29 protein-coding genes are annotated in these 25,458 nt (G+C 72.2%); 11 read left to right on the top strand and 18 right to left on the bottom strand.

The window, feature by feature from the left end; genetic code table 11:
- Window positions 1–58: 58 nt before the first annotated feature.
- Genes ACZ418_RS20345 through ACZ418_RS20335 form a run of 3 tightly spaced genes read right to left on the bottom strand, consistent with a single transcriptional unit; the run spans window position 59 to window position 2,900 of the window.
- Window positions 59–799: a cupin domain-containing protein gene (locus ACZ418_RS20345; protein WP_468364574.1), complete on the bottom strand. Its 741-nt coding sequence runs from the start codon at window positions 797–799 to the stop codon at window positions 59–61.
- Window positions 793–1,722 carry a DUF6807 domain-containing protein gene (locus ACZ418_RS20340; RefSeq protein WP_468364571.1) on the bottom strand — a complete coding sequence of 310 codons (930 nt, stop codon included), beginning with the start codon at window positions 1,720–1,722 and terminating at the stop codon, window positions 793–795. The genes ACZ418_RS20345 and ACZ418_RS20340 overlap by 7 nt, the downstream gene beginning before the upstream one ends.
- Window positions 1,719–2,900, bottom strand: coding sequence for a Gfo/Idh/MocA family protein (locus tag ACZ418_RS20335; RefSeq protein ID WP_468364568.1), 1,182 nt, complete (start codon window positions 2,898–2,900; stop codon window positions 1,719–1,721). The genes ACZ418_RS20340 and ACZ418_RS20335 overlap by 4 nt, the downstream gene beginning before the upstream one ends.
- A gap of 264 nt (window positions 2,901–3,164) precedes the next feature.
- On the opposite strand from ACZ418_RS20335, the gene ACZ418_RS20330 reads away from it, so the two are divergent.
- The 3 genes from ACZ418_RS20330 to lnt all read left to right on the top strand — a co-directional run bounded on the left by ACZ418_RS20330 (window position 3,165) and on the right by lnt (window position 6,152).
- Window positions 3,165–3,344 (top strand): hypothetical protein, encoded by a 180-nt coding sequence (locus tag ACZ418_RS20330; RefSeq protein WP_468364566.1) that lies wholly within the window; start codon window positions 3,165–3,167, stop codon window positions 3,342–3,344.
- Between the two features lie 659 nt (window positions 3,345–4,003).
- On the top strand, window positions 4,004–4,480 hold the full coding sequence (locus ACZ418_RS20325; RefSeq protein ID WP_468364564.1) for a nuclear transport factor 2 family protein: 477 nt from the start codon (window positions 4,004–4,006) through the stop codon (window positions 4,478–4,480).
- Window positions 4,481–4,577: 97 nt separating this feature from the next.
- Complete coding sequence (gene lnt, locus ACZ418_RS20320; RefSeq protein ID WP_468364562.1) at window positions 4,578–6,152, top strand: apolipoprotein N-acyltransferase; 1,575 nt, start codon at window positions 4,578–4,580, stop codon at window positions 6,150–6,152.
- Here lnt and ACZ418_RS20315 read toward each other — a convergent pair.
- Together ACZ418_RS20315 and ACZ418_RS20310 are read right to left on the bottom strand one after the other, a co-directional pair.
- On the bottom strand, window positions 6,070–6,981 hold the full coding sequence (locus ACZ418_RS20315) for a Gfo/Idh/MocA family protein (RefSeq protein WP_468364560.1): 912 nt from the start codon (window positions 6,979–6,981) through the stop codon (window positions 6,070–6,072). The genes lnt and ACZ418_RS20315 overlap by 83 nt on opposite strands.
- An 11-nt stretch (window positions 6,982–6,992) precedes the next feature.
- Complete coding sequence (locus ACZ418_RS20310; RefSeq protein WP_468364557.1) at window positions 6,993–8,162, bottom strand: FAD-dependent monooxygenase; 1,170 nt, start codon at window positions 8,160–8,162, stop codon at window positions 6,993–6,995.
- Window positions 8,163–8,250: 88 nt separating this feature from the next.
- Between ACZ418_RS20310 and ACZ418_RS20305 the strand changes: the two genes are divergently transcribed.
- From ACZ418_RS20305 to ACZ418_RS20295, 3 genes are all read left to right on the top strand, one after another.
- Entirely contained in the window at window positions 8,251–8,841 is a 591-nt protein-coding gene (locus ACZ418_RS20305) for a TetR/AcrR family transcriptional regulator (protein WP_468364555.1), read from the top strand.
- Window positions 8,842–8,884: 43 nt separating this feature from the next.
- Entirely contained in the window at window positions 8,885–9,397 is a 513-nt protein-coding gene (locus ACZ418_RS20300; protein WP_468364553.1) for a DinB family protein, read from the top strand.
- Between the two features lie 115 nt (window positions 9,398–9,512).
- Window positions 9,513–9,977, top strand: a complete 465-nt coding sequence (locus ACZ418_RS20295; RefSeq protein WP_468364550.1) for a hypothetical protein — start codon at window positions 9,513–9,515, stop codon at window positions 9,975–9,977.
- A 19-nt stretch (window positions 9,978–9,996) separates the two neighbouring features.
- Here ACZ418_RS20295 and ACZ418_RS20290 read toward each other — a convergent pair whose 3' ends face one another.
- The 7 genes from ACZ418_RS20290 to ACZ418_RS20260 form a co-directional block, all read right to left on the bottom strand.
- Window positions 9,997–10,446 carry a hypothetical protein gene (locus ACZ418_RS20290; protein ID WP_468364548.1) on the bottom strand — a complete coding sequence of 150 codons (450 nt, stop codon included), beginning with the start codon at window positions 10,444–10,446 and terminating at the stop codon, window positions 9,997–9,999.
- Window positions 10,447–10,656: 210 nt separating this feature from the next.
- Complete coding sequence (locus ACZ418_RS20285) at window positions 10,657–11,340, bottom strand: uracil-DNA glycosylase (protein WP_468364546.1); 684 nt, start codon at window positions 11,338–11,340, stop codon at window positions 10,657–10,659.
- Between the two features lie 104 nt (window positions 11,341–11,444).
- Complete coding sequence (locus tag ACZ418_RS20280; RefSeq protein ID WP_468364544.1) at window positions 11,445–13,019, bottom strand: ABC transporter substrate-binding protein; 1,575 nt, start codon at window positions 13,017–13,019, stop codon at window positions 11,445–11,447.
- 187 nt (window positions 13,020–13,206) lie between these two features.
- A complete protein-coding gene (locus tag ACZ418_RS20275; RefSeq protein WP_468364541.1) occupies window positions 13,207–13,974 on the bottom strand; it encodes an SDR family oxidoreductase in 768 nt (255 codons plus the stop codon).
- A gap of 12 nt (window positions 13,975–13,986) precedes the next feature.
- On the bottom strand, window positions 13,987–14,748 hold the full coding sequence (gene fabG / locus ACZ418_RS20270) for a 3-oxoacyl-ACP reductase FabG (RefSeq protein WP_450985500.1): 762 nt from the start codon (window positions 14,746–14,748) through the stop codon (window positions 13,987–13,989).
- Between the two features lie 149 nt (window positions 14,749–14,897).
- Window positions 14,898–15,347, bottom strand: coding sequence for a DUF3037 domain-containing protein (locus tag ACZ418_RS20265; protein ID WP_468364539.1), 450 nt, complete (start codon window positions 15,345–15,347; stop codon window positions 14,898–14,900).
- Window positions 15,344–16,108: a HipA family kinase gene (locus tag ACZ418_RS20260; RefSeq protein WP_468364536.1), complete on the bottom strand. Its 765-nt coding sequence runs from the start codon at window positions 16,106–16,108 to the stop codon at window positions 15,344–15,346. The genes ACZ418_RS20265 and ACZ418_RS20260 overlap by 4 nt, the downstream gene beginning before the upstream one ends.
- 161 nt (window positions 16,109–16,269) lie before the next feature.
- Between ACZ418_RS20260 and ACZ418_RS20255 the strand changes: the two genes are divergently transcribed.
- Window positions 16,270–16,770, top strand: a complete 501-nt coding sequence (locus tag ACZ418_RS20255; protein ID WP_468364533.1) for a Rieske (2Fe-2S) protein — start codon at window positions 16,270–16,272, stop codon at window positions 16,768–16,770.
- A gap of 6 nt (window positions 16,771–16,776) precedes the next feature.
- Here the strand turns inward: ACZ418_RS20255 and ACZ418_RS20250 are convergent, their stop codons facing one another.
- On the bottom strand, window positions 16,777–17,421 hold the full coding sequence (locus ACZ418_RS20250) for a cysteine hydrolase family protein (RefSeq protein ID WP_468364530.1): 645 nt from the start codon (window positions 17,419–17,421) through the stop codon (window positions 16,777–16,779).
- A 130-nt stretch (window positions 17,422–17,551) separates the two neighbouring features.
- Between ACZ418_RS20250 and ACZ418_RS20245 the strand changes: the two genes are divergently transcribed.
- Entirely contained in the window at window positions 17,552–18,022 is a 471-nt protein-coding gene (locus ACZ418_RS20245) for a pyridoxamine 5'-phosphate oxidase family protein (protein WP_468364528.1), read from the top strand.
- Window positions 18,023–18,032: 10 nt separating this feature from the next.
- Here ACZ418_RS20245 and ACZ418_RS20240 read toward each other — a convergent pair whose 3' ends face one another.
- Window positions 18,033–18,935: a LysR family transcriptional regulator gene (locus ACZ418_RS20240; protein WP_468364526.1), complete on the bottom strand. Its 903-nt coding sequence runs from the start codon at window positions 18,933–18,935 to the stop codon at window positions 18,033–18,035.
- Window positions 18,936–19,009: 74 nt separating this feature from the next.
- On the opposite strand from ACZ418_RS20240, the gene ACZ418_RS20235 reads away from it, so the two are divergent.
- The gene (locus ACZ418_RS20235) at window positions 19,010–19,942 is read left to right on the top strand and encodes a DMT family transporter (RefSeq protein WP_468364523.1); all 933 of its coding nucleotides are present in this window, start codon (window positions 19,010–19,012) and stop codon (window positions 19,940–19,942) included.
- Window positions 19,943–20,051: 109 nt separating this feature from the next.
- On the opposite strand, the gene ACZ418_RS20230 is transcribed toward ACZ418_RS20235, so the two are convergent.
- A complete protein-coding gene (locus tag ACZ418_RS20230) occupies window positions 20,052–21,383 on the bottom strand; it encodes an aminotransferase class I/II-fold pyridoxal phosphate-dependent enzyme (RefSeq protein WP_468364520.1) in 1,332 nt (443 codons plus the stop codon).
- 76 nt (window positions 21,384–21,459) lie between these two features.
- Here ACZ418_RS20230 and ACZ418_RS20225 point away from each other — a divergent pair, with 76 nt between their 5' ends.
- The gene (locus tag ACZ418_RS20225) at window positions 21,460–22,140 is read left to right on the top strand and encodes a pyridoxamine 5'-phosphate oxidase family protein (protein ID WP_468364518.1); all 681 of its coding nucleotides are present in this window, start codon (window positions 21,460–21,462) and stop codon (window positions 22,138–22,140) included.
- Window positions 22,141–22,223: 83 nt separating this feature from the next.
- Here the strand turns inward: ACZ418_RS20225 and ACZ418_RS20220 are convergent, their stop codons facing one another.
- Window positions 22,224–23,228, bottom strand: coding sequence for an EamA family transporter (locus tag ACZ418_RS20220; protein WP_468364515.1), 1,005 nt, complete (start codon window positions 23,226–23,228; stop codon window positions 22,224–22,226).
- 70 nt (window positions 23,229–23,298) lie between these two features.
- Window positions 23,299–23,877, bottom strand: a complete 579-nt coding sequence (locus tag ACZ418_RS20215) for a hypothetical protein (protein WP_468364513.1) — start codon at window positions 23,875–23,877, stop codon at window positions 23,299–23,301.
- A 292-nt stretch (window positions 23,878–24,169) separates the two neighbouring features.
- Here ACZ418_RS20215 and ACZ418_RS20210 point away from each other — a divergent pair, with 292 nt between their 5' ends.
- On the top strand, window positions 24,170–24,598 hold the full coding sequence (locus ACZ418_RS20210; protein ID WP_468364510.1) for a type II toxin-antitoxin system Rv0910 family toxin: 429 nt from the start codon (window positions 24,170–24,172) through the stop codon (window positions 24,596–24,598).
- A 63-nt stretch (window positions 24,599–24,661) separates the two neighbouring features.
- Here ACZ418_RS20210 and ACZ418_RS20205 read toward each other — a convergent pair whose 3' ends face one another.
- A complete protein-coding gene (locus ACZ418_RS20205; RefSeq protein WP_468364507.1) occupies window positions 24,662–25,288 on the bottom strand; it encodes a PadR family transcriptional regulator in 627 nt (208 codons plus the stop codon).
- Window positions 25,289–25,458 lie beyond the last annotated feature (170 nt).

The following is a 25,458-nucleotide window of genomic DNA, read 5'->3' as shown; positions in this document are numbered from 1 at the left end:
CAAAGGGGCGCGAGGAACGGCGCGACCAGCCACGAGGCAGCTGCAGCCGCGCGACGGCCTACCGCGGCACCTGCGGCGGCGCACCATACACATCAAGCCGCCCGCACATCCCGAACCGCCCCTCCTCCAAGGGCTGCTCGGCCTGTACGACCGCCCCGGCGAGGTGCGCCGAGTCCCCCTCCGCCAGCCGGTCCAGATACCGGCCCGTGGCCTCGGCCGCCGCCAGCGCACCCTGCAGCCACCGCTCTCGCCACTCGGCGACCCGGGGCCGTACGAGCGCAACGGCGGCACGGTGGAAGGCGGCCAGCGTCTCCGGCCCCGAGGCCTCACGCAGCGACCGGTAGCCTTCCAGGGCCAGGTCACGCCGAGCGCGAGCGACCCGCTCCCGCTCGGTCTCCGGGGCGGCGGCCGGGATCGTGGTCGCGGTGGCGTACGTCTCCGGGTCGGCCAGGTACTCCGGCGGGAGCGTGAGCACCGCGTCCCCTGCCTCCGGCAGCCCGCTGTTCTGCATGAGCACGGTGATTCGCAGATCGCCCTCGTTGACCAGCCGGTGGATGGTGCCCGGCGTGAACCAGGCGACCGTGCCGGGCGCGAGCGGGATGACCTCATAACCGGACGCGGTCAGTGTCTGGACCGCACCCCGGCCACCGGTGACGACGTACGCCTCCGAACAGGCCAGATGGACATGGGGAGTGCCGCCGCACACTCCGTCGGCGGCGGGCCAGTCGTACACGCACAGACCCGAGACGGCGACCCCGCCCGGCAGACCCGTGAACGTGTGCTCCCCGGCACTCACCACGGATGCGCCTCCAGGTACTTGACGACGTCCGCCCGCTGCCAGGCACCGTCCGCCACGACGACCCGGTAGCGGCGGCGGAGCGTGTCGCCGGGGGCGAGTTCCAGTTCCGCGAAGAAGGACCAGGAGGGGGCGACGGCGGCGAAGGGATCGTTGCGCACGAACCAGTGGGCGGGGTGGGTTCCACCCCCGCCGGAGTGGTCGTTCTCCGGGGCGTGCGCGAAGACGAGAGTGGCGTGGCCGTCGGTGCCGTCGTGTTCGCCGGAGTACGCGAGCCAGGGCGCCCGGGTGCCCATCAGCGCGGGCCCCTCCCCCCGCGGGCCGGTGATCCGCCCCTCCCGGAAGGCGCGCGGGCCCCGCCAGAACAGGCCGGTGTAGCCCGCCAGTTCACGCCCGGCGGTGGTCGGGCTGCCGAAGACGAGCGGCTCGGCGCGCCGGTTGGTGATCGCACTGGTCCATGTCAGCGCCCAGGAGCCGGAGTCCGGCTCGACGTCGTGGACCTCGATCCGCCGCTCCTCCTCGGCCCACAGCTCACCGTCGTACGGATGCCAGGTCAGCCGCTCGGCGATCGTCGCCCCGCCGTCGGCCGCGGAGACCTCGTCGAAGCCGGCGTGGCGCATCGAGCCGACCCGCTCGGGCAGTTCGAGATACCCCTGCCCGTGCACATACGTGTTGCCGCCCCACAGGTTCGCCCCGGACAGGTGCGAGGCGGTCAGGGTCAGGCCCTTGTGCCAGCGGTGGTCGTTCGGGCGGTAGTCGGTGACGACCGCGCCGGCGAGGGTGCGGACCGGGTGGAGGTAGGGCCGGGGGGCCTCCCAGGCGGCTTCGGCGCGATAGACGTAGGCGAACAGCTCGACGCCGGTGGCCGGTTCGCAGACGGTGATCCGGTCGCCGTAGGCGTGAACCACTCGCAGTCCGCCGGTCATGCCGGGACCTCCTCGGCGGTCGCGGGCGCCCAGCCGGGGGCGCCGCCGTGCAGGGCGGTGTAGTAGGGGTCGCCGGGGCCGATCTCGCCGGCGCGGACGGTCGTGTCGGTGAAGGCCGACTTGTACAGGGCCGTGATCAGCTCCAGGCTGGTGCGCCCGTCCGCGCCGCTGCTGCGCGGCCGCTCGCCCGCCCGCATGCTCGCGACCAGTTCGCGCAGTTGCGCCAGGTGCGAGCTGGGCACGTCCGGGCCGAAGTCCCGCCACCGCTCCGCCTGTTCGCCGGGGACGTCCGGGGCCGGGGTGATGCGCCAGTTGTCGTTGGCGTGCCCGTAGAGGTGGGTCAGTTCGACGGTCGCGCGCTCGCAGTCGATGCGGACGCGGCTGACCTCGGCGGGGCTCAGCACGCTGTTGACGACGGTCGCGAGGGCGCCGCTCGCGAACCGGACCAGTGCGGTGGAGACGTCCTCCGTCTCGACGTCGTGCACCAGCCGCCCGGCCATGGCCCGCACCTCGCTCCACGGCCCGAGCAGGTCCAGCAGCAGGTCCATCTGGTGGATGCCGTGGCCCATGGCCGGGCCGCCGCCCTCGGTGTGCCAGCGGCCCCGCCAGGGCACGGCGTAGTAGGCGGTGTCCCGGTACCAGGTGGTCTGACAGTGCGCCACCAGGGGCCGTCCGAGGGCGCCTTCGGCGAGCAGCCGACGCACATGCCGGGATCCGGAACCGAACCGGTGCTGGAAGACGATCGCCGCGTACGGCCCGCCGTCCGCGCCCTCCTCCGCCTCGATCGCGTCGAAGTCGGCGAGCGAGGGCACCGGCGGCTTCTCGCACCACACCCAGGCCCCGGCGCGCAGCGCTGCCACGGTCTGCGCACGGTGCAGGGTGGGCGGAGTGCAGATGCTGACCAGGTCGGGCCACTGTTCGGCCAGCATCCGGTCGAGGTCGGTGTAGGCGTGCGGGATGCCGGTCTCGACGCAGAAGGCCGCCACGGCGCCCTGGTCGATGTCGACGGCGGCGACGACCTCCGTCTCGCCCTCCTCGGCGAGCTGTGCCAGGGCGGGCAGATGGGAGCCGCGCCCGATGGCGCCGGTGCCGATGACGGCGGCCCGGATGCGTCGGCCGGTGAACGGAGTCGTCGGACGAGGGCGGTCGGGCCTGGGCAGGAGGGGAGAGGGTGGCATGGGCGGGTTCAGCACTCCTCCGGTACGGGCGGGCGCGCGGGCCGACAGTGCGGCAGGCAAAGCAGCAAGCGCTTTCCCCTGTGCTGCAACGTAGGCGGCGGCGCCGGGACCGGTCAACACCGGGGAGCAGGTGAGCCGTTCACCTCCTGATTCGGCGCGGTGGCTCCGGCCCGCTAGGCCGCCCTCGGTGACGGTGACCAACCGCATACCTTCTGTGTAGCCGGGTGGTAGCGCAGTGTCAGTGCTTGCCCCTAGGCTGTCCGCATGTCCCCCGATTTCCCGCCCTCTGGTTCCGTGCGGTCTGCCGCCGAGGTGAACGAGCAGATCAGGGCGCTGTGGCTGCGTGCGGGCGGCACCCTGTCGGCCCAGGAGCGCGCGGAGTACGAGCTGTTGGTGGTCGAATGGGCCGAGGCGATCCGCTGTGAGGTCGTCAAGGCGGCCTGACCCGGCCGGCGGTCCGGCTGGCGCCGGTCTGCGCCCGCAGATGCGCGAGCGCCTCGCCCGCCACCGGACACGGCCGCTCCTGGGGCAACAGCGCCGCCGCCCGCTCCGGTTCATGCCGGCGGGCGGGGTGCTCGCCTCCCCCGGCTGCGCGGCAGAGCCTGATCGCCGGCGTTGACCCCGTACACGCGACGCGCACACAGTCTGCGGGCCCGCGACGCACGTGCCGCGATGCCTTCCTCGCACAGCGGCCTGGTCAGTACCTCGGCCGGCGCCGCGGGGTTTCGCGCGAGTGCGGCAAGCGTCTCGCGGTGACCGCACCCGGCGCACATCGGCGCCCCTCCCTGCCCGCCGGCGTTCCGCCGTCGCCGCGACGTTTTCGGCGAACGCTGCCCGCAGCCTGTGGTGGGTGTGCGTGATGACGGCGTCGACCACCTGGTCCGGCAGCGCGCGCCAGGCGATCGTGTCCCCGGCCGGTCACCCCGCGCTGCCGGTCGATCCCATCGAGTCCGCCCCCGGAAGCCATGCACCGATACCTCGACGATGCGGGCATCCCTCGCTGACGCGGACAGATCAGAAGCGGCCGGCGGTTCCCTGCCCGCACCACCGATTGTCCCGGCGCGCCTCTTGGCTCCGCGCCCGCCATGCCCAACACTGTGCCGATGACGCAGCGCGCTGAGCTCGCGACCGTGATGGACCGGCTGGCCGTGGACGAGCTGATCACCGCGTACGCGGTGGCGGTGGACGACGGCGACTGGACCGCGTACCGAATGCTGTTCACGGCGGACGGGCGGGCCGACTACCGTTCGGCCGGCGGCATAGAGGGCGACGCGGGGCAGGTCGCCGGATGGCTCGCCGAGAGCCTGGCACTGTTCGCCATGCGCCAGCACCTGATCGTCAACCGCCAGATCCGGTTCGGCCTCCTGGAACACGACACGGGCGACACCGCCTCGGTACGGGCCGACTACCTCAACCCGATGCGCTTCGCGACCAACGGCAGCCCTACGGCTCCGGACCTGGTGTGCGGCGGCCGGTACGACTTCGCGCTCCTGCGCACCCCGGAGGGCTGGCGCCTGCGGGGGGTGACGGTCGAGGAGAAATGGCGGCGCCTGCCGACCAAGGGCACTGCAACCCCCTAGGGCGCGGGTCCCGAGGCATCCCTTGCATCCCGCGCCCCCCTGTCGTAGATCGCCCCCACCGCGCACACTGGAATAGGCGCAGGGTAGGGAGGGCCCCATGAGGACGATCAACCACTGGCTCGCCTCCCCTTGGCGGCGCTCGGGCGTAGCCGCGATCGCCGGCACCCTTCCCGTGCTCTCGTTCCCCGCGCCGGCCCTGTGGTGGTTCGCCTATGTCGCCCTGGTCCCCTGGATCCTGCTGGCCCGGTCGGCTCCGACCGGGCGCCGCGCGGCGTACGACGGCTGGTGCGGCGGCTTCGGCTTCCTGGTGGCCGTGCACCACTGGCTGCTGCCGAGCCTGCACGTGTTCATCTTCCTGATAGCCGCCCTGCTGGGCGTGCTCTGGGCGCCCTGGGGCTGGCTGGTGCGCCGCTTCCTCGGCGAGCAGCCGTCCCCGGGGCGGGGCGCCGCCGCGGTGCTGGTGCTGCCGTCCGGCTGGCTGATGGTGGAGCTGGTGCGGTCCTGGCAGGGGCTGGGTGGGCCGTGGGGCATGCTGGGCGCCAGCCAGTGGCAGGTGTCGCCGGCGCTGCGGCTGGCCTCGGTCGGCGGAGTGTGGCTGCTGAGCTTTCTGGTGGTGGCCGTCAACGTGGCGGCGGCCGTGCTGATATCCGTGCGCGAGGCCCGCGTACCGGCCGTGGCCTCGCTGGTCGCCACGGCCGCCGCGACCTCGGCCGCATGGGCCTGGGCACCGCGCCCGGAGGTCGACGGGCAGGTGCGGATCGCCGTCGTACAGCCCGGGATCGTGGACGGGCACGACAGCGGCGAAAAGCGGTTCGACCGCGAGGAGCAGCTGACCCGGCGGCTCGTCGGGCAGGACCTCGACCTGGTCGTGTGGGGCGAGTCCAGCGTCGGGTACGACCTGGGCCACCGGCCCGACCTGGCCCGGCGGATCGCCGCGCTGTCCCGCGAGACCGGCGCGGACGTGCTGGTGAACGTGGACGCCCGCCGCTCCGACCGACCCGGGATCTACAAGAGTTCGGTGCTGATCGGTCCGGACGGCCCGACCGGCGAACGGTACGACAAGATGCGCCTCGTGCCCTTCGGCGAGTACATACCGGAACGCTCGCTCCTCGGCTGGGCCACCTCGGTCGGCAAGGCGGCCGGCGAGGACCGCAGGCGCGGCACCGAGCAGGTCGTGCTGAACGTCGGGCACGGGCTGCGGATCGGCCCGCTGATCTGCTTCGAGACCGCGTTCCCCGACATGAGCCGCCATCTCGCCGAGGACGGCGCCGACGTCCTGCTCGGGCAGTCGGCCACGTCCACCTTCCAGGACAGCTGGGCGCCGGAGCAGCATGCCTCGCTGGCCGCCCTGCGGGCCGCCGAGACCGGCCGCCCGATGGTGCACGCCACCCTCACCGGCGTCTCGGCCGTGTACGGCCCGGGCGGGCAGCGGCTCGGTCCGTGGCTCGGCACCGACGCGAGCGCCGCCCGGGTGTACGACGTACCGCTCGCGCACGGCATCACGCCGTACGTCCGCTACGGCGACTGGCCGGTGCACGGCGCGCTGCTGGTGCTGGCGGCGCTGTGCGTCACCGAGAGCCTGCGGGCGCTCAGGCTGCGGCGCAGCGGTCCCCAACCGCTCGTACCACCCGCTCGCACAGCTCATGGGTCGCCAGCGCGTCCCGGGCGCTGAGCACCTTCCCGGCGCGTACGGCGTCGAGGAAGGCGAGGACCGCCTGCTCGATGCCGCGCTGCCGGGCCACCGGCACCCAGTCGCCGCGCCGGCGCACGGTCGGCTGGCCCTTGTGGTCGATCACCTCGGCGAGGTTGAGCACCTGGCGCTTGGTGTCCTGCCCGGAGACCTCCAGGATCTCCTCCGTGGACCCGCTGAGCCGGTTCATCACGCCGAGCGCGGTGAAGCCGTCCCCGGCGAGCTGGAGCACGACGTGGTGCAGCAGCCCGGCCGCGACCCGGGCGCGCACGGTGATGTCGTCGACCGTTCCCGGCACCAGGAAGCGCAGGGTGTCGACGACGTGGATGAAGTCGTCCAGGATCATCGAGCGGGGTTCCTCGGGCAGCCCGATCCGGTTCTTCTGCATGAGGATCAGCTCGCGCGGGTGCTCCAGACACTGCGCGTACCCGGGCGCGTACCGGCGGTTGAAGCCGACGAACAAGGAGACCCCGCGCTGCTCGGCAAGCCTCACCAGCCGCTCGGAGTCGGCGAGTTCGTAGGCGAGCGGCTTGTCCACGTACGTCGGTACGCCCGCATCGAGCAGCCGGGTGACGATCTCGGGGTGGACGGCGGTCGGCGCGTGCACGAAGGCCGCGTCGAGACCGGCCCCGAGCAGGGAGTCGAGCGTGGTGTGGCGCCGGTCGGCCGGCAGATGCAGGCTGTCCGCGACCCGGTCCAGGGTGGCGGCCGTCCTGGTCTGGACGTGCAGGTCGACCCCCGGCTGCATGGCCAGCACCGGCAGGTACGCCTTCTGCGCGATGTCCCCGAGTCCGATGCAGCCGACCTTCACGTGCCTCTCCCCTACCGCTTGATTGCCTCTCCGGCAGCATACGGGGGCCGCCAGTCGGCGATGCCGTCGAAGCCGCGCAGGAGGAGGGCGGGTGCGGCCTTCGACAGGGCCGCGATCAGGGTGTCGCGTACGGCGACGGCTACGGGGTTGCCGGCCATGTTCACGCGTGCGGCCTTGACGGCCCGGCGGGCGATCGCGGTGGTGCGCGGCAGCCGGGCGGCGGTGTAGGCGGCCAGGTCGTCGCAGTGGTGCGCGAGCACGACGGCGTCCTCGACGGCCTGGTTGCCGCCCTGGCCGAGGGTCGGCGGCATGGCGTGGGCGGCGTCGCCGAGCAGGGCCACCCGGCCCGAGTGGTAGGCGGGCAGGGGCGTGACGATGTGGTGGACGTCGTGCCGGAGCACGTCCTCGGGGCGGGCGGCGGCGAGGACGGCGGGGACGGGGTCGTGCCAGTCACCGAACAGGCGCAGGAGTTCGGCCTTCTCGTCGTCGGGTGCCCGCCCGCCGGCCGGGGTCATGGCCGCCGCGTAGGCGTAGACGCGGCCGTCCTTGAGCGGGTGCGTGCCCCAGATGCGGCCCCGGCCCCAGGTCTCGTGCGAGGCGAACTGCACGCCGGGCACCGGGATCAGCACCCGCCAGGTGGTGAACCCCGCGTACACCGGGCCGGGATGGTCGGGAAACAGGGCGCCGCGGACACGGGAGTTGATGCCGTCCGCGCCCACCACCAGCTCGGCCTCCAGTTCGTCGTCGCCGATGCGCACTCGGGCGGGCCGCCGGCTGTCGCCGGGGTCGGTGAGCTGCGCGGCGGCCGCCGTACGGACGGCACCCGGCGGGAGCAGGGCGGCGAGGCGGTCGACCAGGGTGGCGCGGGGCAGCAGGACCAGGGGGCCGCCGAAGCGGGCGGCGGCCGCCTCGGCACTGGACCGGGACAGCCACCGCCCGCGCGGCGTACGCAGTCCGCCGTCCCCCTGCCAGGCGGCGTGGTCGCGGATCTCCTCGCCGATGCCGAGCACGTCCAGGGCGCGCAGGGCGTTCGGCGCGAGCGAGATGGCCGCGCCGACCAGTTCCAGGGAGCTGGCCCGCTCCAGCACGCTCACATCCCAGTCCCTGCGATGCAGAGTCGCCGCTGCGGCCAGACCTCCGATGCCGCCACCGATGACGATCGCGCGCCCCGACCGAGCCATGGTTCCTCCCGAAACCCTCGAACCCTCGACTACACCTGTAGTGAGTGCGACTCTACTACAGCCGTAGTGAGACAGATAGGGTCACCTCATGTCCGTACGCACCCCCAGCGCCTCCCGCGCCGATCTGGTCGCCGACGCCGCCCTCGCCCTGCTCGCCGAGCGCGGGATGCGCGGGCTGACGCACCGGGCGGTGGACGAGGCGGCGGGACTGCCGCCGGGCTCGACGTCGAACGTGGCGCGCACCCGGCAGGCCCTGCTGGAACTGGCGGTACGGCGGCACGCCGAACGCGAGGCCCGGGTGCTGGACGTGGCGGAGCTGCCGGATCCGAGCGGCGGCCTCGACGCGCTCGCCGACGGGCTGGCCCTGGCCGTGCACCGCTCCCTGACCAGGGGCCGCGAACTGCTCATCGCCCGCTACGAACTCGCCCTGGAGGCCACCCGCCGCCCCGAGCTGCGCGCCTTCTACGACCGGACCGGTGCCGTCTTCAAGGAGCAACTGGCCGCGATGCTCGCCGCCGTCGGCTCACCCGACCCGGCCCGGCATGTGCTGTCCCTGGTCGCCTGGGCGGACGGGCTGGTGTTCTCCTGCGCGGCGGGGTCGTTCAGCGCCGAGCAACCGGGCCTGGAGGAGATCCGCAAGAGCCTGCGGGAACTGCTGGCGGGGATGCTGGGCCGCTGAAAACCCCTGGTGGGGGGCGTGGACCAGCGGCGAGGATACGGGCATGACGACCGAACGCCGAGAGCCCGCCCTGAACGCCGGTGAACGCGCCATGCTGGAGGGCTGGCTGGACTACCACCGCCGGACGCTGGCCTGGAAGTGCGAGGGCCTGACCGACGAGCAGCTGCGGACCGCGTCCGTGCCGCCCTCCGAGCTGTCCCTCATGGGCCTGGTGCGGCACATGGCGGAGGTGGAACGAGGCTGGTTCCGCAAGGTGCTCGTGGGCGACGACCCCGGTCCGATCTACTACACGGAGGACGACCGGGACGGCGAGTTCCATCTCACCGAGGACGACACCTGGCAGGAGGCGTACGCGACCTGGCAGGCGGAGATCGAGATCGCCCGGCGCAACGCGGCCCGCTTCGAACTGGACGATCTGTCCCGGGGAAAGAGCAGGTTCACCGACGAGCCGTTCAGCCTGCGCTGGATCTACACCCATATGATCGAGGAGTACGCCCGGCACAACGGCCACGCCGACCTCATCCGCGAACGCATCGACGGCACCACCGGCGACTGAACGGCAGCCCCGGCACCCCGGATTCCTCCGTACGGGGCACGAGATCACCCTTGCGGGGGCATCAACCTCGGCTCCCTGGTGCCAACCCGGGCGCCGAACCAGCAGAGTTGCCCGGGTGCATCGAACGACGACCACCACAGCGCTCCTGGTCACCGTGGCCGTCTCGGCCCTCTCCGGCTGTGTGACGGTACAGCGCCCCGCGACACCCGCGCCGCCGAGGGACACGGCGCCCTCGCTCCCGACCGCGCCCCGGCCGGACGGCAGCGCAAAGCCACGGGTGGTGCAGGCACCGGCCCAGGAGGCACTGGAGATGACGGGGCCGTCCCGGCATCCGAGGCGCGCCACGCCGGCCACGCCGCATCCGACGGTGGAGGCACCCCGGGTCGTACACCACCCTCCGGCGGCCCCACCTGCTCCGTCACGTCCCCACGAGCGCCCCCGACGGTCGCACACCGCCGCCCCGGACCTGCCGAACGCGGCCCCGAAGGCCCCGAACGCATGCGCCCTGGGCAAGCAGTACGGCGGCTGGCGAGCAGACAGCCCGGAGGCGGAGATCTGCGAGCGGACCTACGGCCACTGAAGCGCGCCCCCGGGAGGCGTCAGTCACCCAGCCGCGACTCCAGCCGCCCGATCGCAGCCCACACCCCGTCGCCGTACCCATCGTCGGCCAGAGCGGCAGCGGCATCGCGCGCCCGGCGCAGATGGGTTCGGGCAGCCTCGTCCCGGCCCAGCTTCGCATAGTCGGCGGCAAGATTGAGATGGAGCGAGGGGAACAACCCCCGCACACTCGGCGGAGCGCCCCGGTCCTCCGCCGCCGACAACGCCCTGAGATCCCAGGCGAGTTCGTCCTCCGGGTCGTCCTGGGTGTCCGCGAGATAGTGGGCCAGGGTGCAGCGGTGCAGTGGGTCGCCGTCCTCGCCGATCTCCGCCCACAGGGTCAGAAAGCGGCTGCGGGCCTCCTCGCGGTCGCCGCCGTGGTGCAGCATCACGACCTGCCCGATCCGCGTCAGCAGGGCATCCGGTGCCGCCTGCTCCTGTTGCTCCGCCACGGGGCCCTCCGGGCTGTCGACCGTTGTGTGGTGCTGACGCTAAACGGCGCCGTCTGGATTCCTCGGCAGGCGGCGCCGTTGCGGCCTGGGCCGGTGGTCGGCTGCGGGCCGGTGGAGGGCTGGTCGCGCCCACGCGGCGGAGCCGCATATCGATACGGCCCCGCGCCCCTGGGAGTTGCACCTCCGTCGGCTTCGAGGCGCTCCCTGTCCTCAGCCCAGATTCGGGATGCGCCAGTCGATCGGCTCATGTCCCTGCGCGGCGATCGCCTCGTTGATCTGCGTGAAGGGGCGGGAGCCGAAGAACTTCTTCGCGGACAGCGGCGAAGGGTGCGCGCCCTTGACCACCGCGTGCCGCTTCTCGTCGATCAGCGGCAGCTTCTTCTGTGCGTAGTTGCCCCACAGGACGAAGACCGCCGGGTCGGGGCGGGAGGCCACCGCGCGGATCACCGCGTCGGTGAACTTCTCCCAGCCCTTGCCCTTGTGCGAGTTGGCCTCGCCGGCCCGGACCGTGAGGACCGCGTTGAGCAGCAGCACGCCCTGCCGGGCCCACGGCATCAGATAGCCGTTGTCCGGGATCGGCAGGCCCAGCTCCTCCTGCATCTCCTTGTAGATGTTCCGCAGGGAGGGCGGGGTCTTCACGCCGGGGCGGACCGAGAAGCACAGGCCGTGGCCCTGGCCCTCGCCGTGGTACGGGTCCTGGCCCAGGACGAGTACCTTGACCTGCTCGTACGGCGTCGCCTCCAGCGCGGCGAAGACCTCCTCCCGCGGCGGGTAGACGGGACCCTTCGCCCGCTCCTCCTCGACGAACTCGGTCAGCTCCTTGAAGTAGGGCTGCTGCAGCTCGTCGCCCAGAACCCCGCGCCAGGACTCGGGCAGCATGGCGATGTCGGTCACGTCAACGTCCTCACGGTCGATCGACTACGTCGTGCGGTCACTTCCAGGATGCAGAACCTACAGGTGACCACTGACAATCGGGGCCGCAAGGGCCGTTCACCGGCTCACCAGCTGGTCTTGCGGTGCAGTGCCCACATCATCATGATCGTCGACGGGTCGAGGGCCTGCTCGCCGCCGGAGATGTCCTCGCTGGCGGCGATGAACTGCCGGCCCTGCCACAGCGGGATCAGCCGCGCGTCGTCGACGATGATCTGCTGGGCCTGCTCCATGTCCTTGACCGTCTGGGCGCGGTCGCTCTCGGCGCGCGAGTGGGGCAGCAGCTTGCCGGTGATCTCCTTGGCCGGGTAGGGCGTACCGAGCGCGTTGTGCTCGCCGACGAACGGGGCGATGAAGTTGTCCGCGTCGGGGAAGTCGGGGAACCAGCCGCGCCCGAACACCGGGTACTCGCCCTTCTGGTAACCGACCACATAGGTCTTCCAGGGGCGGCTCTTGAGCGTGATCGTGAACAGCCCGGAGGCCTCCAGCTGCCGCTTCAGCTCCTGGAACATCAGCGCGGTCTCGGAGCCGTAGCGGTCGGTGGTGTACCAGAGGGTGAGCGGCACGGGCTGGTGGATGCCCGCGTCGGAGAGGATCTTGCGGGCCTTGGGGACGCTCGGGTCGCCGTAGTCGTCGAAGAAGCCGGTGGTGTGTCCGGTCAGGCCCCTGGGGACCATCGAGTACAGCGGGTCGACCGTGTCCTTGTAGACCTTGTGCGCGATGGCGCCCCGGTCGACGATCTGGGCGACGGCCTTGCGTACGGCGGGCTGCTTGGCCCAGGGGTCCTTGGGGTTGAACACCAGGTAGCTGATGTCGATGCCGGAGCCGTCGACCAGCTGGAGGTTGCTGTCGCTGTGCTGCTGGAGGGCGAGGATGTCGTCGGCGGCGAGGCCGCGGTAGGTGACGTCGATCTGCTTGTCCCGCAGCGCCTTGACCATCTGGGCCGAGTCCTGGAAGTAGCGGATGGTCACCGCGTCGTTCTGCCGCTTGGCGAAGCCCCGGTAGTTGCCGTTGGCGACGAGGACGGCCTGCTTGCCGTCCTCGTAGGACTGGACCTTGTACGGCCCGGAGCCGTAGACGTTGTCGTCCTTGCGCAGGGAGCGCGCGGGGTAGTCGTCCGGGTCGACGATCGACATGGCGGGCGTGGCCAGCACGAACGGGAAGGTGGCGTCGGGCTGGTTGAGGTGGAAGACGATCTCGCGGTCGCCGAGCGCCTGCACCCGGTCCAGGCTGCCGAGCAGACCGGCGGGGCCGCCGGGGGCGTTGATCGTGCGGATGCGGTCGATGGAGTGCTTGACGGCCTGGGCGTTCAGCGGGTCGCCGTCGGCGAACTTCATGCCCGCGCGGAGCGTGCAGCGGTAGGTGCGGCTCGAGGTGTCGGTGAAGGAGCAGCTCTCGGCGGCGTCGGGCTGGGGGGTGGCGGCACCGCTGGGGAAGGCCAGCAGGGTCTGGAAGATGTTGCGGTACAGCTCCCAGGAGCCGTCCCAGGCGCCGGCGGGGTCCAGCGTGCTGGGGGCGCTGGTGGTACCGACGACGATGGGGCCCTTGCCGTCGCCGCCGTCGGACAGCAGGCTGCAGCCGGCCACCAGGGATATGGACGCGATCGCCGCGACTCTCCGCAGGAATCGGTTCCGGTTGAACACGCGCACGCTCCTCGATCTGCCATACCAAGGGTCGGCAGACCATACCGCAGCGTTCGACGCCCTGAACCTCCCCCGAAACGGGGCTTCTTGATCGATTTCACGATGACGACGTTGTCAGTCCGCTGTGCGGATTCCATACGGCGTTCCGGGCGCCGATCCGTCCGAAAATCGGCGCCCGGAAGATGACTCAGCCCACGCCGGCGTTCAGGAAGATGCCGCCGTCCACGACGAGCGTCTGACCGGTGATCCAGTCGGACTGCTCGGAGGTGAGGAAGGCGGCGGCCCCGCCGATGTCGGAGGGCACGCCGAGCCGGCCGAGGGGGTAGGCGGCGGCCGCCTCCTCCTCGCGGTTCTCGTACAGCGCCTGCGCGAACTTGGTCTTGACCACGGCCGGGGCTATCGCGTTGACCCGCACCCTGGGCGCGAACTCGTGCGCCAGCTGCTGGGTCAGATTGATCATCGCGGCCTTGCTGACGCCGTAGGCGCCGATGAACGGCGAGGGCGCCAGGCCCGCGACCGAGGCGATGTTGACGATCGCGCCGCCGTTGTCCTTCTGCCAGGCGTGCCAGGTCTTCTGGGCGAAGCCGAGCGCGGAGATCACATTGGTCTCGAAGACCTTGCGGGCCACGTCCAGGTCGAGGTCGGCGATCGGGCAGAAGACCGGGTTGGTGCCCGCGTTGTTGACCAGGAAGTCCAGGCGGCCGAAGGCCTCCATGGTGCGCTCGACGGCCTCGGTCTGGTGGGCCAGGTCGTGCGCCTTGCCGGCGATGCCGATGACCCGGTCCGAGCCGAGCTTGTCGACGGCCTCCTTCAGCGCGTCCTCGTTGCGGCCGGTGATGCACACACGGTCGCCACGGGCGACGAACGCCTCGGCGACGCCGTAGCCGATGCCGCGGCTGGCGCCCGTGACCAGGGCGACCTTGCCCGAGAGCTCGGGGAGTTCAGCGGAAGTCATGTACCTGTTTCCTTAGTTCAGCGGTCCGCCGGCGACGTACAGCACCTGGCCGGAGACGAAGCCGGCCGCCTCGCCGGTGAAGAACGCGATGGCGTTGGCGATGTCCTCGGGCTCGCCGACGCGCTGCACCGGGATCTGGGTGGCGGCGGCCTTCTTGAAGTCGTCGAAGCCCATGCCGACCCGGTCGGCGGTGGCCTTGGTCATCTCGGTGGCGATGAAGCCGGGGGCGACGGCGTTGGCGGTGATGCCGAACTTGCCCAGCTCGATGGCGAGGGTCTTGGTGAAGCCCTGCAGGCCCGCCTTGGCGGCGGAGTAGTTGGCCTGGCCGCGGTTGCCCAGCGCCGAGGACGAGGAGAGGTTGACGATGCGGCCGAAGCCCGCGTCGACCATGTGCTTCTGTACGGCCTTGGTCATCAGGAACGAACCGCGCAGGTGCACGTTCATGACGGTGTCCCAGTCGGAGACGCTCATCTTGAACAGCAGGTTGTCACGCAGCACGCCCGCGTTGTTGACCAGGATCGTCGGGGCGCCCAGCTCCTCGACGATCCGGGCGACGGCCGCCTCGACCTGCGCCTCGTCGGAGACGTCGGCGCCGACCGCGATCGCCTTGCCGCCGGCGGCGGTGATCTTCTCGACGGTGTCCTTGCAGGCGGCCTCGTCGAGGTCGATCACGGCGACCGCGCGACCCTCGGCGGCCAGTCGTACGGCGGTGGCGGCGCCGATGCCGCGCGCCGCGCCGGTGACTACCGCGACCCGCTGTTCAGTGGTGGACATTGCTGCTTCTCCTCGCCCTTGAGAGAACCTGTCGGGGCCCTCGGAAGTGAGCCCCTCATGCGGTGAGCGACCGCTTAGTACCTTCAGCACACGTGACGCTAGAAGCCCTGGCACCCGGTGTCAACGGCACACCGGGTGCGTGTGATCCATTACCTCACCAAGAGGTCCAGCAACCGCTCCGTCTCGGCGGCCGGGTCGGTGGTCAGGCCGGTGTGCACGGGGCCGGGCTGGACGACCGTGGAGCGGGGTGCGATCAGCCAGCGGAAGCGGCGCCCGGCGTCGTCCCCGGCGGCCTGCCCGGCCTCCTCTCCGCCCGCGCAGTGGCGCTCCATGGCACCGAGCGCCGCCCGGATCCCGGCCACGTCCGCCTCCGGGTCCAGCGCGAGCAGCCGGGCCTCGTCCAGGTGGGTACGGGCGCCGACGTAGCCTCGCGCGCGGCTGTAGACGACGACGCCCGCGTTGATGCACTCGCCGCGCTCCACGCGCGGTACGACCCTGAGCAGCGCGTACTCGAACACGTCCCGGTCGCCGCCCTGGCCCGCCCGGGTGATGTGCCGCTCGGTGACATGGCCGGCCATGTGGATGTGGGTCTCGCTCACTTCGTCCCCTCGATGCCGGTGATGCGCTCGGCGATGACGGCCGCCCGCGCGAGCAGCGGCCTGGCGTAGGCCCGGCGCAGCTCGTCCGGGGTGTCGAAGCCGGGCTCGTCGGTGAGCCAGGCGTCCGGGATCTCGGCGGTGACCTCGGCGAGCAGGTCCTCGGTGACGCGGGGCGCCAGGGCGGCCGCGGCGGCGGGGACGTCCGGAGCGAAGCGGGCGAGGGCGTGGTCGGCGGCGTCGTAGGGGCGGGCCGCGGAGGCCTCGGCGGAGGGCCAGTTGTGGTGCCAGATCATCGTCGCGCCGTGGTCGATGAGCCACAGCTCGCCGCGGTGCACCAGGAGGTTCGGATTGCGCCAGGACCGGTCCACGTTGTTGATCAGTGCGTCGAACCAGACGATCCGGCCCGCCTCCTCGGGGCTCACCGCGAAGGCCAGCGGGTCGTAGCCGAGGGCCCCGGAGAGGAAGTCCATGCCGAGGTTGCTGCCACCGCTGGACCTGAGCAGGTCCTGCACCTGCTGTTCGGGCTCGCCGAGGCCCAGGACCGGGTCCAGCCGGACGGTGACCAGCCGGGGCATCCGGAATCCGAGGCGGCGGGCGAGTTCGCCGCACACCACCTCGGCGACCAGTGTCTTGCGGCCCTGTCCGGCGCCGGTGAACTTCAGGACGTAGGTCCCGAAGTCGTCGGCCTCGACGAGCCCCGGCAGCGAGCCCCCCTCACGCAGGGGCGTGACATAGCGGGTCGCGGTGACTTCCTTGAGCATCGCCCCAGGTTACTGGTGGCGGCCGACAGCAGGCCCACAGCTGTGGCTTACGGCCGTCTCATGTCCGGACGGCAAGGATCTGGCTGCCCGTCTGAACGGGCGGCGCCCGGGCGCCGTACCCCTGGACGGATCACGAGAAGCTCCGCGGAAGGGAATCCCACATGACCAGCGCCTCGTCCCAGCCCCACACCGGACCGGCCCGCCGCACGGTGGTGGCGGCGGCCGGAGCGGCGGGGCTCGCTGCCGCGCTGACCGCCTGCGGTTCCGGCGACAACAACTCGTCCGACACGGTCAACACCGGGTCCGGTTCCTCCGGCTCGACCGGCTCGACCGGCTCCACGGGAGCGTCGCAGAACAGCGGCGGCTCCGCCGGGGGCACCGCGCTCGCCAAGACCTCCGACATCCCCGAGGGCGGCGGGAAGGTCTTCAAGGACCAGGGCGTGGTGGTCACACAGCCGGCGGCGGGCACGTTCAAGGCGTTCTCGTCCAAGTGCACCCATCAGGGGTGCGCGGTCGGCAGCGTGGCGAACGGTGTGATCGTCTGCCCGTGCCACAACAGCCACTTCTCCGCCGAGGACGGCAGTGTGAAGCAGGGCCCCGCCACCCAGCCGCTGCCTTCGGCGAAGATCACCGTCTCCGGCGACGAGATCAAGCTGGCCTGAGCCGGCTCAGCCGCGTCCGCGCGGCCGTTTGAGGCAGCCGAGCACCTCGTCGGTGGTCGAGACCGTGGCGACCAGCGCCAGGGTGTGCCGGATCATCGCGGGGGTGTACTCGGCGGGCACCCCCGCGATGGCGTCGGCCGGGACGACGGCGGTGTAGCCCAGGTTGACCGCGTCGAACACCGCGTTGGGTATCGCCACATTGGCGGAGACACCGCTGACGATCAGTGTGCGGCAGCCGAGGTTGCGCAGCAGGGCATCGACGTCGGTGCCGTGGATCGGGGACAGGCCGTGCAGCCGTCGTACGACGAAGTCCTCCTCGGTGACCTCGATCGGGGGCGCGACCCGCACCGCCGTACTGCCGCTCAACTGCTGTACAGGAAGCCGCTCGGCGGCCCGGAACAGCCGGGCGTTGCGGCTCGCGCCCCGGCCGTCCGGGCGGCGCTCGGCGATCGCGTGGACCACCTGGACCCCGGTCTCGTGGGCGGCGGCGACCAGCCGGGCCACATTGCGCAGTGCACCGGAGGAGCGGGCCTCGCGGGCGAGTTCGGGCAGTGCGCTGTCCGGACCGACGACCCCCTGCTGGCACTCCACGGTGAGCAGGACGGTGCTCACGGGGTCGAGGAGTTCGCTGAGCAGTTCGTACGACGGCATGGCGCCCCCTTGAAGCCGATCCGTTGCAGCCGATCCGTTGCAGCCGACCCATTTTCTTTTCTGACGTGGTGTCAGAGGATCACCGGGACACAATAGTTCTCTGGCACGACGTGGGAGAAGAGGGGGCCGCATGACCGTCACTCAGCAGCGCCGGGGCCGGAAGATCATGATGACGCCCGGCGAGCTGGACGAGTTCCTCACCAGTCAGCGCACCTGCCGGGTCGCGACCGTCTCGGCGGACGGCACTCCGCATGTCAGCGCGCTGTGGTTCGCCTGGGACGGCACCTCGCTGTGGCTGTACTCGGTGGTGCGCAGCAGGCGCTGGGCCCAGCTGCGCCGCGATCCGCGGGTGGCCGTCGTGGTCGACTCGGGCGAGGAGTACGACCAGTTGCGCGGCGTCGAGCTGTCCGGCCGGGTGGAGTTCGTGGGAGAGGTGCCGCGCACCGGGGAGCTGTGCGCCGAACTCGACACGCCCGAGACGCTGTTCGCGCGGAAGAACTTCGGCCTGGACGAGATGCCCCACGACGGCCGCCACGCCTGGGCCCGGCTGACCCCGGAGAAGATCGTCTCCTGGGACTTCCGCAAGCTGGGCGGGGCATAGGGTCCGGCGCTCAGCCGACCTTCCGTGCCGCCGCGCGCAGGGCCTCCACCGCCGCCCGGATCGAGGGGCGGCGGTCGGCGTCCGCCCGCCAGATCACATACACGTGCCGGCGCACCCGCTGCTTGAGCGGCACGAGGACCACGCCCTCCGGGACCGGGTGCCGGCCCAGCAGCGGTGCGATGCACACGCCCAGTCCGGCGGCGACCAGGCCGAGCTGGGTGTGGGTCTCGCCCGCGCGGTGGCCGACGATCGGCTCGACACCCTTGGACCGCAGCGTGAACATCAGCCACTCATGGCAGAACTCACCCTCGCCCCAGGTGATCCACTCGTCCTCGGCGAACTCGGTGAGGTCCACCTCGTCCCGGTCGGCGAGCCGGTGCCCGACCGGCATGGCGACATCGGCCGGGTCGTCCAGCAGGGGCGCCTTGACCAGGCCGTCGGGCACGGGCATCGGCTTGTTGTACCAGTCCAGGACCACCGCGAGATCGAGATCACCCCGGACGACGGCCGCGATCCCCTGCTCCGGCTCCAGCTCGCTGGAGCGCACACGCAGCCCGGGATGCTCGGCCCGCAGCGCGCCGAGCGCGACCGGGAAGAGCCCGCGAGCGGCGGTCGGGAACGCGGACAGTCGCAGCTCGCCGACGACCTGCCCGCGATGCGCCTCCAGGTCGGACTCGGCGAGTTCGACCTGCGACAGGATGCGTGCCGCGTGCTCCGACAGCAGTCGGCCGGCGTCGGTGAGCCGCACCCCCCGGCCGTTCTTGGCGAGCAGCTGCTGGCCGATCTCGCGCTCCAGCTTGCCCAGCTGCTGGGAGACGGCGGACGTGGTGACGTGCAGCGCGTCCGCGGCCGCGCTCACCGAGCCGTGCCGGGCGAGGGCGTCCAGGGTGCGCAGGCGCTCCAGGTTCAACATGTAAGGGATTCTAAGAGGTATCGGGTGGCAAATGTCGATTGTGCTACGAGGTTGCCGCCAGCATCCTTGAGACCATGAGTACGATCACCGCACCCCGAACCCAGTCCCCCGCCCCCGCCCGGCCCCGCGCCCGCCTCGACTGGCGACTCCGCTTCGGCGCGCTGTCCCTGATCTGGGGCTTCAGCTTCCTGTTGATCAAGGTCGGCACGGCGGGCTACGCGCCCTTCCAGGTCACCCTCGGGCGTCTGGTGTTCGGTACGGCGGTGCTGGCGGCGGCGATGGCGGTCAAGCGGGAGAAGCTGCCGCGCGGGGCCCGGCTGTGGGGCCATATGGCGGTCGCTGCGTTCTTCCTGAACGCACTTCCGTTCTCCCTCTTCGCCTACTCCGAGCTGACGATCCCGTCCACGCTGGCCGGCATCTGCAACGCCACGTCACCCCTGTGGGGGATGGCCCTGTCGCTGGTCGCCCTCTCCGAGGACCGGCCGACCCGGGTCCGCGTGGCCGGGCTCGGGCTGGGGTTCCTCGGGGTGCTGACGGTGCTGGGCGCGTGGCAGGGCTTCCACGGGCTCGACGCGACGGGTACGGCCATGGCCCTGCTGGCCTCGCTGAGCTACCCGGTGGGCTGGATCCACGTCCGGCGGACGCTCGCGGGGACGGGCAACTCCCATCTGTCGATGACGGGGGCGCAGCTGATGCTCGCAGCGCTTCAACTGGCCGTCGTGACACCGTTGTTCACCAGCTTCCCCGCGCATTTCCCGCTCGTTCCGCTGCTCGCGATCGCCGCGCTGGGGGCGCTGGGCACGGGGCTTGCGGTGCTCATTCAGTACGGGTTGGTCGCCGAGGTCGGGCCGACGACCGCGCAGATGGTCACGTACTTCATTCCTGTCATCGCGACGGGTGCGGGGGTTGCGATTCTCGGGGAGTCGTTGCGGTGGACCACACCGGTGGGGGCGGTGATCGTGCTGGCGGGGGCCGCGCTCACTCAGGTGCGGCGGAAGAGCGCCTGACGGGGAGGGGCTTGGGGTTGGTGCGCGAGTGCGGGTCCGACGTGACTCGTCGCGCCCACGCGGCGGAGCCGCACATCGATACAGCCCCGCGCCCCTTCGTAGCGCACCCTCAGCCATAGACGCGCGCCGGTGACGGTCGTACCGCTGCCGCCACCGCGTCCGCCAGGAGGCCGATGTCCTCCTCCGTGAGGGTCGAGACCGTGATGCGGATCGCCGGGCCGCTGTTCAGGCGGAAGCGGGCCCCCGGCGCCACCGCCCAGCCCGCCTGCAGCAGGCGGGCCACCGCGCCCGTCTCGTCGGGGACCGGTACCCACACGTTCATGCCGCTGCGGCCGTGGGCGACGACTCCGCGTTCCGCCAGCGCGTCGACCAGCGCGTCCCGCCGGGCGGCGTACGCCTTCGCCACCGCCTGCCGGTCCACCGCGCCCTCGGACCACAGGCGGGCCACGGCCCGCTGCAGCAGCAGGCTCACCCAGCCCGGGCCGAGGCGCTGCCGGCCGCGTACCCGGTCGACGGTGACCGGGTCGCCGGCGACGACGGCCACGCGCAGGTCGGGCCCGTAGGCCTTGGAGGCGGAGCGGACGACGGCCCAGTGGTGGGTGACGCCCGCGAGGGGATGCAGCGGAAGGTCGACGATGCCGTGGCCGTGGTCGTCCTCGATCAGCAGCGTTCCCGGATGTTCGCGCAGCACCGCGCGCAGGGAACGCGCGCGCGTGGCGGTCACCGAGGCACCGGTCGGGTTCTGTGCGCGGTCGGTGACGATCAGCGCGCGGGCCCCGGACTCCAGTGCCTGGCGCAGGTCTTCGGGGCGCGGTCCGTCGTCGTCCATGCCGACCGGGAGCGTGCGCAGGCCCAGCGCCGGGACCAGGTCGAGGACGCTGCCCCAGCCGGGATCCTCGACGGCGACCGCGTCGCCCGCCCTGAGGTGCGCGGCGAGGACGCGCTCGATGGCGTCGAGGGAGCCGGAGGTCACGGTCAGCGGTCCCGCCGGGACGCCGTCGGCGTCGAGTTCGGCGCGGGCCATGCGGACGAGGTCCGGGTCGACCGGGTCGTCGCCGTAGAGGACGGGCCGCCGGTCGCCCTCCTCCGCGGCCGCGGCGAGGGCCGGGGCGAGAGGGGGCAACAGGGCTGGGTCGGGGTTGCCGGCTGCCAGGTCGCGGCCGCCGACGGGGACCTCCACGCGCAGTTCCTCGCGCCCGGTGGTGGCCGGCTTGGGCCGGACCCGGCTGCCCCGGCGGCCGGCCGTCTCGATCACCCCGCGCTCGCGCAGGGTGCGGTAGGCGGCCGCCACGGTGTTGGGGTTCACCCCGAGCCGGGTCGCCAACTCCCGCATGGGCGGCAGCGGTTGACCCGGCCGCAGCTCACCGGCTCCGACCGCGCGCTCGACGCTGGCCGCGATCTCGGCTGCACCGCGCCCTTCGATGGGATATTCTCCTAGCACAAAGCCCATTATGCACTAGTGCAATATGCATCGCAAGATCGTCAGATCGCCGTTGCTCGCCCATGGAGGAACCGTCATGCAGGGGACGACCGAGGAAACCCAGGCCGCCGCCTACACCCCGACCGACCGCACCGTGCCCACGCGCTCCGCGGACCGGGCGTCGTACGACAAGGAACTGGTGCACGCGATACTCGACGAGGGGTACGTCTGCCACCTCGGCTTCGTCCGTGACGGTGCCCCGGTCGTGCTGCCGACCCTGTACGGCCGGGTCGGCGAGCGGCTGTACGTGCACGGATCCACCGGTTCCCGCCCGCTGCGGATGACCGGCGATGCCGACCCGGGCCTGCCGGTGTGCCTGACCGTCACCCACGTGGACGGGCTGGTGCTCGCCCGGTCCGCGTTCCACCACTCCATCAACTACCGCTCCGTGGTGGTGCACGGCATCGCGCACCAGGTCACCGACCCCGAGGAGCGGCGGCTGGCCCTGGACGCGCTGGTGGACCACGTCGTGCCGGGCCGCGCCGCCGACTCCCGGCCCGCGAACAAGAAGGAGCTGGCCGCCACCGCGGTGATCCGGCTGGACCTGGACCAGGTCTCGGCCAAGCTCCGCACCGGCGGCGCGAACGACGAGCCGGAGGACCTCGCCCTGCCGCACTGGGCCGGCGTCGTCCCGCTGCAGAAGGGCTACGCCGCGCCGCTGCCCAACGCCGACCTGGCACCGGGCATCGAGCTGCCGGACTACCTGAAGGCCCTGTAGTCCCCGGACAGGCCCGGGCGAAACGAGCGCGAGGAGCACGGCCCGGCGCGCACCTGCGCAGGGCCGATGTCCCGGAGGCCGCCTCAGGCAGCCGTACCGTGGGCCGGCATCTCCCGGTCGGCCCCGCCTGCGGCCACCGGCTCGGCGGAGCCCTTCGCGGGGGCCGAGGACTGGGCGATGAACGCGCCGACCAGGACGACCGCACCACCGGCCACCTGGGGCGCCGACAGGTGCTCGCCGAGCAGCACCCAGGCCAGCACGGTCGCGATGACCGCCTCCAGGCATGCGACGACACCGGCGACCTGCGGGGACAGCCGGCGCACGGACAGCACACCGGTGACGTACGCGACGACGGTGGAGATCAGCACGATCCAGCCCAGCAGCGCGAGGGCCGGTACGGCGGTGCCGTTCATGTCGGCGGAGCCGGTCAGCACCGACCAGCGCATGCTCCAGGGGCGGGCGACGACCGTCAGCACGAGGGCGCCGACGAGCAGGCCGTAGGCAATGACGCCGAGCGGCTCGGGCGCCTCGTCGCCCGCGTCGCCGCCGTGGTCGGCCAGGACGAAGTAGCCGACCTGGCAGCAGGCGGCGCCGAGCGCGAGCAGCAGGCCGAGCGCGTCGAAGCTCAGCCCCGACCAGACCTCCACCACACAGGCGAGACCGCCGGCCGCGAGGACCACGCCGAGCGCGGCGGCGCGCGTCACGGGCCGCCGCTGCACGAACCGGACCCAGCCGAGCACCAGCGCGGGGGCCAGGTACTCGACGAGCAGCGCCACACCCACCGGAATGCGGGACAGCGCGGCGAAGTAGCAGGCCTGGACGCCGGCAACGGCGAGCAGTCCGAACCCGGCGAGCAGCGCGGGACGGCGGCGCAGCAGCGCGCGGTGCCGTACGGCGACGGGCAGCATGACGACGGCGGCGCCGGCCACGCGCAGCCAGACCACGTGGAGCGGGTCGAGTCCCGCCTCGATCAGCGGCTTTGCGGCGACTCCCGACCCGCCGAAGGCCAGCGCCGAAGCGAGCGCGAGACCGAGCCCGACGCCCTTGCCGCGGCTGCCCTGACTGCTCTCTGACGTATGCACCGGCACATGATGACAGGCGACGACATGAGCGTCACCCCCGTTGACACCTGTCTCAGGGGCTGGACGTCCGCCGGGATCAGTGGGTCGGGCCGCCGTCGCCGGCGTACTCGTCCGGGCCGGGTGCGGCCGGGGGGTTCAACTCGCGGATGCCGGCGCGTTCCAGGACCTCGACGGCCCGCGCACCCGGGTCCGCGGTGAGCGCGGCCAGGAGGTCGAGGCCGGTGACGCGGGGCTCGCCGCGCAGCCGGGCCCGCCCGCGGGCGTCGGCGAGGGCGGCGGCGGCCGTGGGCGACCAGCCGGCGGCGTCCCTCGGCTCGCGTGCGCGGGGCACGGCCGCGGCCGGGACGGCGGGGAGCGCGCCGGAGTCCTCGACGCTGCCCTGCCAGCGCAGCCCGTAGCCGATGCTGCGCTGCACGAGGTAGCCGAGCAGCCGGGCGAGCTGCTGCGGGCTGCCGACTGCGGCGCGCACCTCGGGATCGTTCTCCAGGAGGGAGTGCAGCAGATGGGCGGTGTCGGTCTGGCGGTCCCCGTCCCGGACGGCCCTCCGGCGGGCACCGGCGATCACCGCCGCCAGCTCGGCGCCGAGCACGGCATCGTCGTCCGGGTGCGCAGCCGCCTCGTCATGGGCGGCCCAGTGGGCTGTACGGGGTTGCACAACCCCTACCCCATCAGCCTCAACGGGCCGAGTCATCCACGAGCGGAACCATCTTCGCGTCCCACACAGAGTGGACCCGGGCGTTCGAGATCTCATCCTTACGGAGGAGATTCGGGCGATCCGGCCCGAGGGGCGCGCGCCGCCTTGCTATGGCGCCCCGTACACAACCGCTCCGCGCCCCTACCCGTGCGCCCAGAATTTCTGACGGTTCATCAGTATTGAATGTTGGCGTCCCTGCGGCTACGTTCCGCGACACCTTAGCCCGCTACGCCCGATCCGAAGGGGTGGTCTCATGGCCGAAGTCAGCGCGGAGGCACGCATCCAGGCACCGGCCGAGAAGGTGTGGGCCCAGCTCACCGACTGGTCGTCGTACGGGGAGTGGAACGCCACCCACACCAGCTTTCCCAAGGGGGGCCCGGAGAGCCTGACCGTGGGCGGGACCTTCCAGGAGAACATGAAGCTGATGGGCTTCCCGGCCGAGGTCGACTGGACCGTCGAGGAGCTGGAGCCGGCCCGGGTGCTGGCCATCCGGGGCAAGGGCCCGATGGCGGTGACGGTCGCCACCCGCTACACCCTCACGCCCGACGGCGACGCCACGTCGGTCCGGATCGACGGCGAGTTCACCGGCGCGGCGGTGTCGCTGATGGCGGGCAAGCTGAAGGACTCGGCGACGGCCGCGCTGAACGAGTCGCTGCGCAAGCTGGCCGGCCTGGTCGCCTGAGTCCGGGCCCGCGAAGGCGCCCCGCGCGGTGTCGCACGGGGCGCCCGGTCCGTCGTACGAGCCTCAGTGCTCGTCGGCGAGGATCAGGTACAGCTTCTTGCGGGCGTCGTTGATGACGGCCAGCGCCTTCTCGCGCTGTTCCTTGCTACCGGTCTTCCAGACCTGACTGAAGGCCTCCATCAGACCGAAGCCGGCCTGGCGGATCTCGCTGAGGGCCTCCCAGTCGACCCCGCGCGAGGCCTCCTCCCAGGGTGCGTCCGGTCCCTCGTCGGCGGCGGCACGTCCGTCCTCGGTGAGCGCGAACAGCTTCTTGCCGCCCTCGCTCTCGCTGGCGATCAGGCCCTCGTCCTCCAGCAACTGGAGCGTGGGGTAGACCGAGCCGGGGCTGGGCTTCCAGGCGCCGCCGCTGCGTTCGGCGATCTCCTGGATCATCTCGTAGCCGTGCATGGGACGGTCCTTGAGCAGGGCCAGGATCGAGGCCCGCACATCACCGCGCCGCGCCCGCCCCCTCGGACCACCACGCCCCCTGGGTCCCCAGGGGCCTGCTCCGAAACCGGGGCCGCCGGGACCGAACCCCGGACCGCCCGGGCCGAAGGGCCCGAAAGCGGCCCGCCGCCGGTCGAATCCACCCATGCCCCGCGAGCCGGGGCCCTCGTGCCGATGTCCGTGCTCGTATCCGTGGGTACGCATCGCGATCACTCCATTCCATCGACGATCTGTCACGTATGCATCGCGTATCGTTCGCGATGCCTCAACGATATATCGGAACCGATCGCATGACAAGCCTCTCGCCGTGGCCCTTGGCGTCGCCACGCCGCTCGCCGCCGAGGCCCAGCCGTGAACAGGTCTCGGCCCGGCGG

It is taken from the genome of Streptomyces sp. NPDC030820 (assembly GCF_055572075.1).
Note: the sequence above shows the minus strand (reverse complement) of the source record. Positions and strands in the feature narration are given on the sequence as shown.